Source organism: Paenibacillus sp. VMFN-D1, from assembly GCF_003386155.1.
Taxonomy (GTDB): domain Bacteria; phylum Bacillota; class Bacilli; order Paenibacillales; family Paenibacillaceae; genus Paenibacillus_AQ; species Paenibacillus_AQ favisporus.
Genome location: NZ_QRDU01000003.1, coordinates 567,082 through 581,971, shown reverse-complemented (window position 1 = coordinate 581,971; position 14,890 = coordinate 567,082). Strand labels below are relative to the sequence as shown.

Annotated in this window: 12 protein-coding genes and 1 pseudogene; 8 read left to right on the top strand and 5 right to left on the bottom strand. The window is 51.5% G+C overall.

The window, feature by feature from the left end; translation table 11 throughout:
* Positions 1 to 81: 81 nt before the first annotated feature.
* From C7820_RS23540 to C7820_RS23530, 3 genes are all read left to right on the top strand, one after another.
* The gene (locus tag C7820_RS23540) at positions 82 to 1,047 is read left to right on the top strand and encodes an ABC transporter permease (protein ID WP_116233079.1); all 966 of its coding nucleotides are present in this window, start codon (positions 82 to 84) and stop codon (positions 1,045 to 1,047) included.
* A 10-nt stretch (positions 1,048 to 1,057) separates the two neighbouring features.
* Positions 1,058 to 1,996 carry a carbohydrate ABC transporter permease gene (locus C7820_RS23535; protein WP_116233078.1) on the top strand — a complete coding sequence of 313 codons (939 nt, stop codon included), beginning with the start codon at positions 1,058 to 1,060 and terminating at the stop codon, positions 1,994 to 1,996.
* Positions 1,997 to 2,080: 84 nt separating this feature from the next.
* Entirely contained in the window at positions 2,081 to 3,790 is a 1,710-nt protein-coding gene (locus tag C7820_RS23530; protein WP_116233077.1) for an ABC transporter substrate-binding protein, read from the top strand.
* Between the two features lie 264 nt (positions 3,791 to 4,054).
* Here C7820_RS23530 and C7820_RS23525 read toward each other — a convergent pair whose 3' ends face one another.
* A complete protein-coding gene (locus C7820_RS23525; RefSeq protein WP_116233076.1) occupies positions 4,055 to 4,291 on the bottom strand; it encodes a hypothetical protein in 237 nt (78 codons plus the stop codon).
* Positions 4,292 to 4,595: 304 nt separating this feature from the next.
* Complete coding sequence (locus C7820_RS33705) at positions 4,596 to 4,715, bottom strand: YjcZ family sporulation protein (RefSeq protein WP_208629353.1); 120 nt, start codon at positions 4,713 to 4,715, stop codon at positions 4,596 to 4,598.
* A 451-nt stretch (positions 4,716 to 5,166) separates the two neighbouring features.
* Here C7820_RS33705 and C7820_RS23520 point away from each other — a divergent pair, with 451 nt between their 5' ends.
* Positions 5,167 to 6,057 carry a cation diffusion facilitator family transporter gene (locus C7820_RS23520; RefSeq protein ID WP_116233075.1) on the top strand — a complete coding sequence of 297 codons (891 nt, stop codon included), beginning with the start codon at positions 5,167 to 5,169 and terminating at the stop codon, positions 6,055 to 6,057.
* Positions 6,058 to 6,079: 22 nt separating this feature from the next.
* Here C7820_RS23520 and C7820_RS23515 read toward each other — a convergent pair whose 3' ends face one another.
* Both C7820_RS23515 and C7820_RS23510 read right to left on the bottom strand, forming a co-directional pair.
* Positions 6,080 to 6,925, bottom strand: a complete 846-nt coding sequence (locus C7820_RS23515) for a WYL domain-containing protein (protein ID WP_116233074.1) — start codon at positions 6,923 to 6,925, stop codon at positions 6,080 to 6,082.
* Positions 6,912 to 8,219, bottom strand: coding sequence for a helix-turn-helix transcriptional regulator (locus C7820_RS23510; protein WP_116233073.1), 1,308 nt, complete (start codon positions 8,217 to 8,219; stop codon positions 6,912 to 6,914). The genes C7820_RS23515 and C7820_RS23510 overlap by 14 nt, the downstream gene beginning before the upstream one ends.
* Positions 8,220 to 8,451: 232 nt before the next feature.
* On the opposite strand from C7820_RS23510, the gene C7820_RS23505 reads away from it, so the two are divergent.
* Entirely contained in the window at positions 8,452 to 9,717 is a 1,266-nt protein-coding gene (locus tag C7820_RS23505) for a class I SAM-dependent methyltransferase (RefSeq protein WP_116233072.1), read from the top strand.
* 5 nt (positions 9,718 to 9,722) lie between these two features.
* Positions 9,723 to 12,308, top strand: a pseudogene (locus C7820_RS23500) (metallophosphoesterase).
* Between the two features lie 66 nt (positions 12,309 to 12,374).
* Here C7820_RS23500 and C7820_RS23495 read toward each other — a convergent pair.
* Positions 12,375 to 12,704, bottom strand: a complete 330-nt coding sequence (locus tag C7820_RS23495) for an ArsR/SmtB family transcription factor (RefSeq protein WP_116233071.1) — start codon at positions 12,702 to 12,704, stop codon at positions 12,375 to 12,377.
* A 254-nt stretch (positions 12,705 to 12,958) separates the two neighbouring features.
* Here C7820_RS23495 and C7820_RS23490 point away from each other — a divergent pair, with 254 nt between their 5' ends.
* Both C7820_RS23490 and C7820_RS23485 read left to right on the top strand, forming a co-directional pair.
* Complete coding sequence (locus C7820_RS23490; protein ID WP_089549375.1) at positions 12,959 to 13,588, top strand: HD domain-containing protein; 630 nt, start codon at positions 12,959 to 12,961, stop codon at positions 13,586 to 13,588.
* A gap of 285 nt (positions 13,589 to 13,873) precedes the next feature.
* Positions 13,874 to 14,887 (top strand): phosphodiester glycosidase family protein, encoded by a 1,014-nt coding sequence (locus tag C7820_RS23485; protein ID WP_116233070.1) that lies wholly within the window; start codon positions 13,874 to 13,876, stop codon positions 14,885 to 14,887.
* Positions 14,888 to 14,890: the final 3 nt, after the last annotated feature.

Genomic DNA, 14,890 nt, shown 5'->3' with positions numbered 1-14,890 from the left:
TGGATGATTTTTACCGAAATCCGTTGTATTTGCCGTTCCTCCCCGCTGATTTATGATGGAAGTCAGGAGAGGGGAGGAAACATGAAAACGATAACATTAAAGACGGAAAACGCATACAAACAGACGACGCAGACCCGAAAAAGTGCGTGGAAAGTGCTGAAAAACCAGAAATATCTTTATTACATGTCCATTCCGTTCGTTCTTTGGATCTTTGTTTTCCAGTACCTGCCTTTATGGGGCTGGACAATGGCCTTCCAAAAATATAGACCTGGCGTAAGCTTTTTTGAACAGAAGTGGGTAGGCTTGGAGCATTTCCGTACCTTGTTCCAGGATGATCACTTCTACCAGGTGCTTCGAAATACGCTGGCCATGAGCTTTATGGGCCTGATTGCAGGCTTCATTGTACCGGTCGTCTTCGCCTTAATGCTTAACGAGGTTCGCCTTCAGGTGATGAAACGGTTCGTGCAGACGGTGTCTTATCTGCCGCACTTTGTTTCGTGGGTCGTTGCTGCAGGCATTGTCACCAAAATGCTGTCAACGGACGGGGGCGTCGTGAACAGTATACTCCTCAGCCTGAACATCATCGATCAGCCGATTCAGTTTATGGCTCAAGGGCATTGGTTTTGGTGGATCGTCACCAGCGCGGACATCTGGAAGGAAACCGGGTGGAACGCCATTATTTATCTGGCGGCCATTTCCGGCATCGGCCCTGAGCTCTATGAAGCTGCCCGTGTTGACGGTGCGAGCCGGCTAAGGCAAATGTGGCATATTACGCTGCCCGGGATCCGGCCGACAATCATCGTGCTTCTGATTATGTCCATCGGCCACCTGCTCGGCACAGGCTTCGAGAAACAGTTTCTGTTAGGCAATCACCTGGTCATCGATTACTCGGAAGTGCTTGACTTGTATGCGCTTAACTATGGTTTGGCCATGGGACGCTACTCCTTCGGGACGGCGATCAATATTTTTAACTCGGTGATCAGCCTGATCCTGTTGTTTGCGGCTAACGGTATTTTTAAGCGCTTCACCAACGAAAGCATTATGTAAGGAGGAAGACATGGGAACTGCCAATAGTACTGCGCCGGCCGGTCGCATGAAGAGCAAACTGAAGTCAAAATCACCGCAGGACCGGATTTTGGAAGCGATCGTGTATCTGTCCATGATCGTGGTGACCGTCCTGACGATTTACCCGTTCTTAAACGTGCTTGCGATCTCCTTCAACGATTCGGTGGATACCGTCAGAGGGGGGATTACGATCTGGCCAAGGCAATTTACGCTGAAAAATTACGACTTGATCTTTACTTACAGCGGCCTCATCACCGGATTCAAAGTTTCCGTCCTGAGGACGGTCATTGGAACCATAGCGGGCCTGTTCAGCGGTTCAATGCTGGCTTACGCGCTTGCCCGCAGCGATTTTCAAGCAAGACGATGGATCTCCATGTTTCTGGCCATCACCATGTATGTCTCAGGCGGGATGATTCCGGGCTTTATCCTGTTGAAGGAACTGCATTTAATTAATACGTTTGCCGTTTACATTTTGCCGGGGCTCGTGAGCGCCTTTAACGTCTTCGTCATTCGTTCCTTCATCGACGGCCTGCCCTATGCGCTGCAGGAATCGGCGAAACTGGATGGCGCCAACGATTTTACGATTTACTGGCGCGTGATTCTTCCCCTTTGCAAGCCGGCGCTTGCGACCGTGGCGCTCTTTCTGGCGGTAGGGCAGTGGAATTCATGGTTTGACACCTATTTGTTCAATGGGTCCAACGAATCGTTGACGACCTTGCAGTATGAGCTGATGAAAATTTTGCAAAGCACGACAACGGGTGCAACCAATTCCCAGGACGCTGCCAATATGGCTCAGCGCATGGCACAGGTATCGCCGGAATCCGTCAAAATGGCGATTACCATTATCGTGACGGTACCGATTCTGGTCGTCTATCCTTTCTTGCAGAAATATTTTGTGAAGGGCATGACGCTTGGAGCGGTCAAAAGTTAAAGACAGATGCTGGTGTGTCCAGGCCTCTTCGCCTGTTCCATACAAATTCATCATTATTCATTATGACTTGGGGGGTTAAGCTTCATGAAGTCAGGTAAAAAGAGATGGGCGGCGTCTGTACTGGCGCTGACTTTGACGGCAACGCTCGCAGCGTGCGGTGGAAACGGCGGCTCGTCTGCAGCTGAGACAGAGGGAAGTGCTGCATCCGGAACGAAAAGTGATGACCTGAAGCCCATCACATTCACTTATTTTTCGGAAGATTCCAGCACGAACTGGAACAACATGAAAGACGAGGTCGGTAAGGTGATCACGGAGAAAACCGGGGTCACCCTGGATGCGGAGTTCGCTGTCGGCGACCCGGTACAGAAAATTTCATTGATTGCGGCCACCGGCAACTATCCGGATTTGATCGCAGCCAAAGCGGATGTCGGCAAACTTGTCGACGCCGGCGCCGTTATCGACCTCACCGATTTGATCGACAAGTACGCGCCGAACATCAAGAAAATGCTCGGAGACAAGCTTGTTCGGACGAAGTACAGCTTGGATGACCAGGCGATCTACGCGATCCCGACCTGGTCGGCTGTCGAGGAGAAGAAGTTTAAAGCCGACGGAGGCTTTGAGCTACAGCATCGCGTCGTCAAAGAAGCGGGATACCCGGAAATTCGCACAGTGAAGGATTTTGAAAAGGTCATTCAGGACTACATCACTAAGCATCCGACGGACGAAAACGGCAATAAGAATATCGGCTTGTCCCTGAACGCGGACGATTGGCATATGTACCAGGTGACCAACTTGGGATTCCAGACGACCGGAGGGCCGGATGACGGCGAGTATTACATCGATCAGGAAACACACCAGGCCACATACCATTTCCGCCGTCCGGAAGAAAAGGAGTTCTTTCGCTGGTTGAACCACATGAATTCCATTGGACTGCTTGATCCGGAAAGCTTCGTGCAGAAAACCGACCAATTTAAGGCGAAAGTGGCTTCAGGGCGGGTACTTGGCCTTGCCGATCCGGAATGGGATTATGGCGACGGACAAAATGCGCTGAAGGCGGCCGGCAAATTCGACCAGACTTACGGTCATTATCCGGTCACGATAAGCACGGAATACAAGGATACGAGCTTCTGGCCTGCCGGCTTTGACGGAGGATACGGTATCTCGATCTCCAGCAAATGCAAGGATCCGGTACGTGCGATCAAGTTCCTCGACTTTTTAGCATCGGAAGAAGGACAGATCCTGAATAACTGGGGCATCGAAGGCAAGCATTACACGATGGAAAACGGCAAACGCACGCTGATACCCGAGGTGCAGGAGCGGGCGAACAATGACGGTGCGGCGTTCCAGAAAGAGGCAGGCCTTGGACTATACTGGAACCTGATGGTCCATTATGGTGACGGCATCAAGGATTCTACCGGCAACTACTTCACCCGCAATTACCCGGAACTGCTGACCGCGAACTACAGCGAACCTGAGAAGGAGACCCTGAAGGCTTATAAAGCGGAGCATTGGAAGGACCTCTTCCCTAAGGAAGAAGACTTTAAGCCGAGAGCCTACGGAGCGGCATACACGATGTCGCTGCCTAACGACGATCCGGCCGTGATTCTGGGAGCCAAGATGAAGGACATTACGTGGAAACGCATCCCGGAAGCGGTCATGTCCAAACCGGAAGACTTCGACAACATTTGGGACGCCTATATGGCGGAGCTGGCGAAGGCCGGAGTTAAAGAAATGGAAGAGGCTTATACCAAGCATATCAAGGACCGGATCGAGCTCTGGTCGACCAATGAGTAGAGTAAGGCAAAGAATCACCCCGAAAATCGGGGTGATTCTAAGTGTACGTAAAAGTAGCCAGGATGTTAGTCGCCTGTTTCTTTTTTATTTCTTCGGAATAATGAACGCGTCTACAAATTTTAAGAAATGTACACACAGTTAATTCAATATCTTCTTCCCGAAGAAACGAAAGAAATTGAACTAAAAATAGACTGCGAAGTAAGCAGTCTATTTTTTTTGTTTATTCTTGTGAATAGGGTGATTGATTTTTTATCGCTTAGGGATTTAGATTAAAGCAATCGCGAGCAGCGTGAACAGGCTTAACGTCAAAATGGAGTTGCGGGCCCTGAATCCGTAGGGGAGAAAGGCGGAGGTCGTTACAGGTCCATCTCTTCGATCTGTCTCCAAGTACACATGATCTCGATCCACTTTTACGATTCTTCCTTCGTGCACATAACCGCCTCTTGTTATAATGCGGACTCTCTGGCTCATGAATCGCGTGCAGCTATAATAGGCATCCATCTCATCATTCCTTTCTTTGACAAAGCATCATATGAACGCGTTGGACAAGAGGTCACGGCAGTTATACCAATGAAAGAGGCCGATTTCGCTAGTTTACTAAATTCTGAGAAACGAACTTTAAAGTGCGACTTTAAACCTTTAAAAAAAGATTCAGAAATAAATTAAACCCTGCAGCACAAAGCTGTCAGGGTTTGAAAATGTTATTTGTTTAGAAAAAGAAAGATCTAATGCTTTCAGATCACAACGGCGCTTCCGCCCTGTCAACAGGTGGCCAGCAGGGCTTTCGTCAATCCTGATATTTGGTTTACCAACAAAACGCTGCCAAAATAATTACCAACAGAATGAACAACACAAGGATAGCACCAACATTGTTATGCAAGCCGTAACCGTACCCTGCGCCAACTCCTCCTACAACTCCACTCATCCCTTACTACCTCCTTGAGTTTAACGTACAATGTATCTTATGATTTAATCGGGATTGGGTATGGGCAAAGCGGTAAATAGATCATCATATCTTATGGATTTATGAATATTTGGGGAAGGGCAAACCTCTCAAGGGCAAACACTCATTTTTAAGTTTCGGACTATAAATTTAGAATGAATCAAAAAAACGACCCTGCCAGCTAATAGCCAACAGGGAAGAGGCGAGCTTACCGATGTCCGAGGTCGTCAACCAAATTCCAGATAAGTCTCCTTGATAGGAGGCTTTTTTTGTTATGTAAAAATATTTTTCACCCGTACAACTCTTTATGCCAAGTCATACTTTTTAGGGATACACAAAAACTGTTTCTCTGGACCCACACGGTATTTGTACGCTACTATTAAAACCTATCGTTTCAACACGGATGCTACTGAATGTGTAAGGAGTTAAAAACGTGAACCATGAAGACAGACAATCGACATTTGCCATTTGGCTCAGCTTCATAAGTAATATCGTGTTAACCGCTATTAAACTCGGTGTTGGATTTTTATCCAATAGTCCGGTACTCATTGCCGATGGCGTTCATAATGCAGGAGACGTCGTCGCTACAGGCGCAGCCCTCAGTTCTATGCGGATTTCCAAGCAGCCTCCGGATGAGGATCATCCGTATGGTCACGGGAAGGCAGAGGTGCTGGGGGCAGGGGGCGTGGCCATCATTTTAGCGCTGGCCGCTCTATATATGGCCTATCATTCCGTGATGGTGTTGTTCGAACCCCCGCACAAAACGACCGTCGTCGCGCTGGCAGCAGCGGCTTTTTCTTTGATTTTGAAGCAAGTCCTCTATGTTTATACCATGGCTATCGGAAAACGTCATCGAAGCAGCGGGCTCATTGCTACAGCTTATGATCATCTGGCAGATGTCTATGCTTCCATTGCCGCGGTCATCGGCATCGCATTGGGCATGCTCGGCGATCATTACGATATCGCGATTCTCTCTTATGGCGACCCTATTGCCGGAATCGTCGTCGCTTATTTGGTGTTAAAGCTGGCGATTCATATGGGAAAATCCTCGGTCGATGTTTTGATGGAGAAAAACGTGGACTTGGATAAAATGAACGAGCTTACGGAGTTAGTCAAAACGGTTCCGGAAGTAAAGCGTCTGGATCGCCTGCGTGCGAGGGACCACGGCCATTATATTATTGTTGATATTCGGGTCGGGGTGGCGGCTGAGCTTAGTGTTCAGGAAGGGCATGATATTTCCAGAAATATTAAACAAACGATCATGAAGCATTGCTCCGATGTCGGAGAGGTTATGGTTCATTTAAATCCATGGTATGAAGAGTAATCCGCAAATAGCTAAACCCCGCTCATTGAGCGGGGTTTAGCGCATCTTCATCCTTATCCGTAACTTCCGTCACCACGCCGTACCGTTCCAGCGCCTTCACCGAAGCCTCCAGCATGCGTCTCTTCACATAGTCTCCTTCAAGCACCCGCACCCGTTTGCCTAGGAAGCGCAGCTTGGACAGCAGAAATTCCCTCTCATCCCCCATAACGCACACCTTCACCGTATAGGTATTGGTTTGAGCGTTATACTGCACCTCCTTGTCAAAACAGCACAGCGCGTACAAAATGCGCGACATCTCTTGGTTATACTGCGGCATAATTTGGACGAGCACCTCGGCTTTGCGGTTCTCCAGCGTCTCGCTGATCCGCGCCAAAATATCGCTCACCCGCTCAAGCGGCAGCTCCTGCTCGGTGACAGAGAGGATGTTATCCAGCTTGGTGGCCATGAAGGCGCGATTGCGGATATGATGCCACAGCAGGTACCATTCCCGCTTCACCATGGAATACTCCAGCCGATACGGCACGCCGAGTTGGTTGGAGTAGACCTGCCCGCTTTTCAGGGCGTGGGTGACGCGGATGCCGCTCCGGTTCATGATCAGGCGGCGCAAGGGCCGCAGGAGGGGGTGGTACACCTGCTTTTCCCGGCTCCGCGCTTTCTCGATCAGGTGAGCCCCGGTGTCCATCGCTTCATCTTCGGCCAGCAGAGCCGCCAGCTTCGCTAGCGTTTCGGGCGTAAATGCTTCGGAAGCGGCGGGGTGCTCCAGCACGGTTTTCAGCCAGGCGCGTTCGTGGGCGGTGACCATGAAGGTGCCGGAATCGTCGAGGCGCGAGATGATCTGGTAGTTAAAAATCTTTTCAAACAGATTCATAATAGGCGCGTATCTCCTTCCATTCCGCGATCATTTCGCGGCGCAGCCGAATGGGCTCAAGCACCTCGCAGCTGGAACCGAAGCTCCGCAGCCACGGCTTGATTTCCGTCGTGCCGTTTACGGTAATCTCGTAAATAAAGGCTTCGCCATCTTCTTCGACGATTTGCCCCCACTGACCCTGCAGCAGCACCCGCTCTTTGATGAAGTTCGGTCCGTCGCCGGGATTGTAAAATTTAGCGCGGACCGTAACCGGTGCGCCGGTGTCGATTAGCCAGCTGTAGCGAAGCTTCTCCAGCAGCTCCTGCTGCTTCTCCGCAAACCAGACGGGATCCGCCTCATCCGCTTCCTCAAACTGTGTGATGCCCTCCATCCGGTATTTCCGGATGCCTTCCCGGCCATAGGACAGCAGATACCAGCGGCCGTACTGATGGTCGTACACGACCTTTAGCGGCAGCGTCTGTTCCAACTTGCCCTGCGTTTTCCGTTCAAACAGCGGGTTAGTGTTCTGGGAGGCGTAGCTTTTTTCCGCTTTGGGCGAGAAGTACAGGAACCGGACCTTCCGGTGCTTGCGGATCGCATCCAGAATGGAGAACAAATGGGCTTCGTCCAAAATCCGCGAGTGGTAGTGATATTTATATAAAAAGGGCTCGACCGCATGCTTCTCCGAATGGCTTCGCAGCAGCTGCTTCTTGAGTCCGTCCCGCAGCAGGTAGCCCTGCACGGAAGGAATTTGGGTGCCCGCCATGACGTCCACAAAATCATACAAATCCAGCAGCTCATCCTCGGTCAGCTCCTGAACGAGCTCGCCGCGAATGGCGTATTTGTAAGGGCGCGCTCCGCCTATTTTGCGGATCACCCCTACTTCTTCCAGGTACTTCAAGTCCTTACGGATCGTCTTCTCATCCGGGAGCGGGAGATGGGCGGCCAGCGCGTTCGTGCAGCAGTCCAGCAGTTCCAGCGCCGTAAGGGACTGCGTACCAAGCGCCCCAAGCAGCAGGGACAGCCGCTCGCTTTCCGATTCTTTCAGCGACTTGGCGCGGAACAGGAACAGCAGCATCGGGTCGGCCGAATCGTAGTAGTTGTAACGCAGCCCTTCGCTGAATTCCTTACCCTGTTCCTCCGGCAGCTGCTGGTACGTGGTCTGGACAATCTCCTTGAGGCGGCGGATCGTCTTATCGAACGTGTTCACCGAAATCCCCAGCCGCTTGGCGAACTGCTGCCGGTTATATGCCCCGCTCGTCAGCACCAGCAAGCGCAAAAACTGGATTTCTTTATCAAAGCTCTCTTTGGCCATCTGACGGTTCTCCTTTTCCGTATCGATCTCATTCTATTGTAGCAGGCAAACCGGGTAGTTAACACGTGAACCTTACCATGAGCGTGCCGTGATCGTGTGAGCGATAACGCGAATGACGCTTGTTTCCCCAGATTTCTATGTCGGGTCGTAATACTTGCGCCATGTTCGTGCGCACGAAAATAAGCGATGATGACAGCAAGGAATTGAAACCCTCAAGCAAGGAGAGTGCAGTATGGCGATCGTGCAAATCAAGTCCACGAACCCGCAGTTTTCATTTTTGATCAAAAAGAACCCGCATTCCGGCATGATTCTCCGCAGCATCCGCAAAGGCATGGCCTACGGCTGGTATTCGGATGAGCAGACGTTCAACGTCTATTTCAAAGACGCCGATAATGAAATTTCCTATAAGCAGCATGCCGACGAGCAGTTCGAATATTTGAACGTGTCGCGTTACAACACGCCGTTATTTCCGCTCAACGCGATCAGCGAGTTTTTCGCTCACCCGCTCAAGCACCATGACGAACGTGATACGGAGGGGTATGAGCATACGTTGATGATCGGCATGATTCATATCGAGCTCACGCGCTACATCGATTTTTTTGAAAAGCATCTCAAGGACTTCACGTTTCAGATTACGCATCAGGCGCATAAGAGCTACTCGCTCACGGTGGCGACGCAGCGCAGCCTTTATGAGCTCCTTCACGTCGTAAGCGTGCTGTGCCTGTTCCTGTCCATGTTCGGCAACGAATATATCGACATTTCCGAGCATGTGCTGGACAAATACATCCGCAGCATCAACGTGATCGACGCACCGTTTTACATCCGCAGCCTGTTTGTCCGCAATTTCCTGGCTTCCCGGGAGCGGTATAACAAGTACAAGGCGGAGCTTGAAGCATCGACCCGTTACCGAATCCAATTTGCTTACGGGGGTACGGCGCTGCAGCGCCGAAATTACATCGGCGGCGTGCTGCCTTTCGATAAGTCCATTCTCGACATCGGGTGCGGTGAAGGTTTTTATGCGCTGCCGTTTGCCGGCAAAATCGAAGGAAGCTACTATGCGGTCGATATCGACGAAGAGAGCCTGGCGGCCCTGACCCGCAAAGCGGAGTCCCGGCAAATCGATAACATTGCACCCTTCCACTCGCTGGACCATTTTCTCGAGGACTATAACGGCGAACGGGTCGACGTGATCCTGACGGAAGTGATCGAGCATATGAGCAGAGAGGAGGCGGCGCAGCTGATTCGGCAGATCGTGGCCGGGGTCGATTTTGAGCATTTGGTGATCACTACGCCGAACGCGGACTTTAACCGTTATTACGAGCTGTCCGGCTTCCGCCATGACGACCACAAGTGGGAGATGGGGCAGGAGGAGTTCCAGACGTGGATGCTGGATGTGATTCAGGGGCTCGGACTGTCGCATGAATTCGCGGCGATCGGGGATGAGGTCGACCAGATCCGGACGACGCAGGGCGTTATTTTGAAGAAAGAGGGGGCTTAAAGCTCATGGAAATCCGCACAAAAATGCATACCATCTTCATGCTCGTCGGTTCCACGGAATGCGGCAAAACGACGTTTGCCCAAGACGTGCTGATTCCGGGACTGCGGTTTGAGGATGAGACATCGAATTTAAAAGCAAACATACAATACCTGTCCTCCGACCGGATCCGCCAGAAGGTGCTCGGATATGATTACGATAAATACGACCAAGTGATGCTGGAGGCGAGCGAGCAGGCTTTTCACCTGCTGTTTGAGCGGCTGAAGATGGTTACGTCGTTTCCGGTCAATGCCGATTTCGTGGTGGTGGATACGACGGGGCTGGCGGAGGATTTTCGCGAAAAGGTGCGGGAGATCGCCCGCAGCCATCACTACAACCTTGAGGTGATCGTCTTCGATTACCGGAAAAGGGAGGATTACTACGCATCGGAGCGCTCCAAACGGCTCATCACGAATCATATCAACCGCCTGAAAAAAGACGTGCTCGGCGCTCTGCCGCGCGAAGGCTAGGAGAAGATCCATAAGGTGCGGGCCAAGGACTTTTACCGGCCTGAAGAAAGCAAGGCCAATCCCGACTACCGCGTTGTTATCGAGGATCTGGAGGCTTACCGGGAGACGGTTCTCCCGCATGGCCCGCAGTACATCATCGTGGGGGATGTTCATGAGTGCGTGGAAGAGCTGAAGGGCTTGCTGCTGAGTTACGGCTTCCGGATCGAGGCAGGCAAGCTGCTCGCAGGGGAGAAGCTAAGGTCTACGAAGGTCATCCTGGCTGGCGACTGGATCGATAAAGGCAAGCAGACGCGTGAAATCATCGAATTTCTGTATGAGAATCAGGAACGCTTCCTGTTCGTGCTGGGGAATCACGAAAATTTCGTCTACAAATACCTGCGGGGCGAGATCCAGGGCGTGGATCGGGAGCTGCTGCAGACGTATTTTGATTCCACCGAGACATTGGCAAACGATGATAAGCTGCTTGTGATGTTTAACGAACTGGTGGAAAAGGCAAAGCCCTTTTACCGCTATGTAGGAACGGACGGCCCTTCCTATTATGTAACGCATGCACCCTGCATGAAAAAGTATATCGGCAAGCTGGACGCCCAATCGGCCCGCCATCAGCGCAATTTCCGCATCGACCGGGAGGCGCCGCTGGAAGAGCAGCTGTCTTTCCTGAAGGATGAGGCGGTCGGAAACCACCCATATCATATCTTTGGTCACGTGGCCGCCAAGCAGGCTTTCCGGATCCGCAACAAAATCCATCTCGACACTGGCGCCGTGCATGGAAACGGGCTGACGTCCGTGACGGTCTCGTTCAAACCGTTCATGAAGTCGCATAAGTCGCGTATGTCCGTGCTGACCGAGGAACTTCCGGTGCTGTTCCAGGAAAAGCGGAAGGTATCCGTGCAGGATTTGGGGGAGGACGATATCCGCCGGCTGCACTACTGTTCCCGGCATAAAATTAACTTCATTTCCGGCACGATGTCCCCGGCGGATAAGGATATGGAGGCGAATGAACTGGAGTCGCTGAAGCGGGGCTTGGACTATTTCAAGGAGAACGGCGTCCTGAAGGTGGCGCTGCAGCCCAAATATATGGGATCGCGCTGCAATATTTATTTGCATCTCGACGTAGAGCAGTGCTTCGCGGTAAGCCGTAACGGCTACAAGGTGAAGCAGGTGGATCTGACGGAAGTCTACCATCGGCTGCTGGCCAAGTTCGGCCCTTATATGCAGGAGCGGGGAATCCGCATGATCATCCTGGACGGCGAGCTGATGCCGTGGAACGCCCTCGGTGAAGGGCTGATCCAGCGGCAGTTCAAGCCGATCGAGAAGGCGCTGGAGGGCGAGCTTTCCTTTTTGCAGGACCATGGTTTCGAAACCGCTCTGCAGTCATTGACCGAGCAGTATCAGGCGAGCGGCTTTGAGCAGGATCAATACCGCATGCCTAAAAAAGACCTAAGCGACAAATACGGCGCCAGCGTGTACCAGAACTATAAGCATATACACGAAATTGTGGAGAGGTCCGTATCGTTGGCACAGCATATCGAAGCTTACGAAACGTACAAAAGACAGCTGGAGCTGTATGCCGAAGCAGGGGAGATGGAGTATAGACCGTTCGCCATCTTGAAAATCGTCTTTGAAAACGGCGGGGAGGAATTGCCGCAGTGGTCGACATCGGAGATGTACGGCTTCTTGTCGGACGATGAATCGGTCTCGCTTGATTTATCCGAACCGGAGAGTTATGCAGAGGCGGGGCGGTTCTTTGCCAAGCTGACGACGGAGAAGCACATGGAAGGCGTCGTCATCAAGCCCGAGGCTTGGGACGGCCGGACGGTGCCGTACATGAAAGTGCGCAACCCGGACTACCTGTCCATTATTTACGGCTACGACTACCGGTTCCCGCATAAGTACCGGAAGCTGCTGAAGCAGAAAAGCATCTCCCGCAAGCTGCGGACCTCGCAGAACGAATACCGGCTTGGCCTCCGGATGCTCGGCGTGAAATACGACGAGATCGAACCGATGCATGCGGCGTACCAGGAAGCGGCGGCCAATCTGCTGTTTGAGGTCGCCCAGGAGCAGGAGATCGATCCACGGCTGTAGCGTTCGATTCTCCCCCATGTAGATCCAATGAGAAAGACCACCTCTATAGGTGGTCTTTTTAAAGACTCATTCTTCTTCCTCCTCTAATAGCTGCTTCAAGCGCAGCATATTTGTACTCCAGAATTGGGTATAATAAGCCACCCAATCTTGAATTTCTTGGAGCGGGGAGGCGTTCAGCCTGAATCGTGTTTCTCTGCCGACTTTCCGGTCAACGACCAGTCCGGCCTCTTTCAGGATGGTCAAATGCTTGGAAACCGCTGTCCGGCCCATCTGGAAATGTGGCGTCAGTTCATGAAGCGGGAGCTCCTCCGCCTCGGATAACAGACGAATCAGTCGGCGTCTGGTTGGATCTGCAACGGCGTCAAATATATCCCGGTTCTCATTGTTCTCGCTCACAGCACTCTCTCCTAAGCCTTATTGTCGTCTCATGATGTGACACCTTTTGGTGACAATTTAATTGTATGACACCATTTGGTGTCGTGTCAACGTTTTTGCCATGTGAAATGGGACCGCCGCCGGGGTATCCCGTGCATAACCATCCGTTGGTTCCCAATAACTTCTTGCGTCACTTTACGGTCGCTTTACAAACCGAATGTATACTAGAAATACAGCAGTATATCAACCATTTTACACAAAGAAAGGGTGCAGCTATGGGAATTCATACGTACTTTCAATCGCTGAACGACCTCGAACGCATCATTCGTTGTCCCGGCAAGTTCAAATTTGAGGAGCACAGCGTTTCCGCCCATTCCTGGAAGGTTGTCCAGTACGCTAAAACGCTGGCTGACATTGAGGAAACTAACGGAGTCACGGTGGACTGGAAGAAGCTGTACGAAATTACCAGCAGTCATGATTACGGCGAGATTTTTATCGGGGATATCAAAACGCCCGTGAAGCACCACTCCCTCGAACTGCGTGCAATGCTTCAGCAAGTGGAGGAAGGCATGGTCGCTCATTTCATTGATGAGCATATTCCGTCTGAGTTTCAGCCGATTTTTCGCAGACAACTGCGCGAAGGCAAGGACGATTCCGTTGAAGGCAGAATCCTGGAAGTAGCCGATAAACTGGATCAAATCTACGAGGCCTTTACAGAACTGCAGCGCGGAAACACGGAAAAAGAGTTCGTCGTCATGTATAGAGATGCTCTCATCAAAATTAAAGGAATCAAGCTTCATTGCGTCGACTACTTTTTGCAGCATATTCTCCCCGATTTAGTCAGCGAAGGGTCCAGATCCCCGATCGATATCGAGAAAATTACGAAAGAAGCCTTAGCCACATAAGTCATGATTTGCATCATTGATAGTATCCTCCTGCCTTTCAATCTTTTTGAACCTCAGTTCATCCTCTCAAGCTTTACAGCTTCAATAGATTTCTCCTCTTTTTTTAAAAATATTTCCCTACATATACGCCTCGAACCAAGATGAGGCCATGCCGCTCTATGGCCACCTTCGTCAAATCCCCGCTTTTTGCACCATTCCATCAGCTTCGTATCCCATTTAAGTTCTATTTAAATATTCGGGTTTACTCTAGGGCTATCCCATTATAGCCACAAGGAGTAATCATCCATGAACAATAAGAAAAAGAAATCCAAGCGCATTCTGCTCATCAGTCTCACGCTGTCCGTTGCCACAGTCGGCAGTATCCTGTACGGACTGGCCGACCGGTATTTGATCCCGCATGTGGAGGAGGTCGTTGCCCAGCCCAGCACGGCAGCAGCCATATCGTCGTCCGCTTCCGGTAGGCAGTCGGCGGGTACAACGAAAACAGCTGCTACGAATACATCGACGAATACAGAATCTGCGGCATCCACGGCCTCAGCGGAGGCAACCTCTGACGATTGGAACTACAAGAGCGACAACGTCAATATTTCGATCAAGCAAGTGGAGACCGGTACAGGCGCGGATCAAATTACGTATTACGTCGCCGATGTTCAGCTGAAGGACGCGTCCAATCTCCGGACAGCCTTCGCGGATAATTCCTTCGGCCGCAACATTACCGAGCATACCTCGGAGATCGCGTCCGCCAACAACGCCATTTTTGCCATCAACGGGGACTATTACGGGTTTCGGAATGACGGTGTCGTCATCCGTAACGGCACCTTGTACCGTGATGAGCCTGCGCGTGACGGATTGGCGCTGTTCGGTGACGGCACGATGAAATCGTATAACGAGGAGGAGGTTGCCGCCGAGGACTTGCTTGCCCAAGGGGTAACAAATACCTTTTCGTTTGGACCGGTTCTGGTGAAAGACGGTACCGCGGTGCAGGACTTCGATAACGTCAAAATCGATACCAACTTCGGCAACCGCACGATCGACGAGGCGAATCCGCGGACGGGGATCGGCATCATTTCGCCGAATCACTACGTGTTTGTCGTGGTGGACGGGCGGCAGCAGAATTACAGCCGGGGCATGACGCTGAACGAGTTTGCGAATCTGTTTGAGGACCTGGGAGCGACCGAGGCCTACAACCTCGACGGCGGCGGTTCATCGACCCTGTACTTTATGGGCCGGGTCGTCAACAGTCCTGGGGGCAAAGGCCAGGAGCGCGGCGTCAGCGACATTATTTATGTTGGCGAATAACGG

Bases quoted from the DNA above. Each gene is read 5' to 3' on its own strand.
- C7820_RS23540 (WP_116233079.1), top strand. From the start codon at position 82: ATGAAAACGATAACATTAAAGACGGAAAACGCATACAAACAGACGACG.
- C7820_RS23535 (WP_116233078.1), top strand. From the start codon at position 1,058: ATGGGAACTGCCAATAGTACTGCGCCGGCCGGTCGCATGAAGAGCAAA.
- C7820_RS23530 (WP_116233077.1), top strand. From the start codon at position 2,081: ATGAAGTCAGGTAAAAAGAGATGGGCGGCGTCTGTACTGGCGCTGACT.
- C7820_RS23525 (WP_116233076.1), bottom strand. From the start codon at position 4,291: ATGGATGCCTATTATAGCTGCACGCGATTCATGAGCCAGAGAGTCCGC.
- C7820_RS33705 (WP_208629353.1), bottom strand. From the start codon at position 4,715: ATGAGTGGAGTTGTAGGAGGAGTTGGCGCAGGGTACGGTTACGGCTTG.
- C7820_RS23515 (WP_116233074.1), bottom strand. From the start codon at position 6,925: ATGAATCTGTTTGAAAAGATTTTTAACTACCAGATCATCTCGCGCCTC.
- C7820_RS23510 (WP_116233073.1), bottom strand. From the start codon at position 8,219: ATGGCCAAAGAGAGCTTTGATAAAGAAATCCAGTTTTTGCGCTTGCTG.
- C7820_RS23505 (WP_116233072.1), top strand. From the start codon at position 8,452: ATGGCGATCGTGCAAATCAAGTCCACGAACCCGCAGTTTTCATTTTTG.
- C7820_RS23490 (WP_089549375.1), top strand. From the start codon at position 12,959: ATGGGAATTCATACGTACTTTCAATCGCTGAACGACCTCGAACGCATC.
- C7820_RS23485 (WP_116233070.1), top strand. From the start codon at position 13,874: ATGAACAATAAGAAAAAGAAATCCAAGCGCATTCTGCTCATCAGTCTC.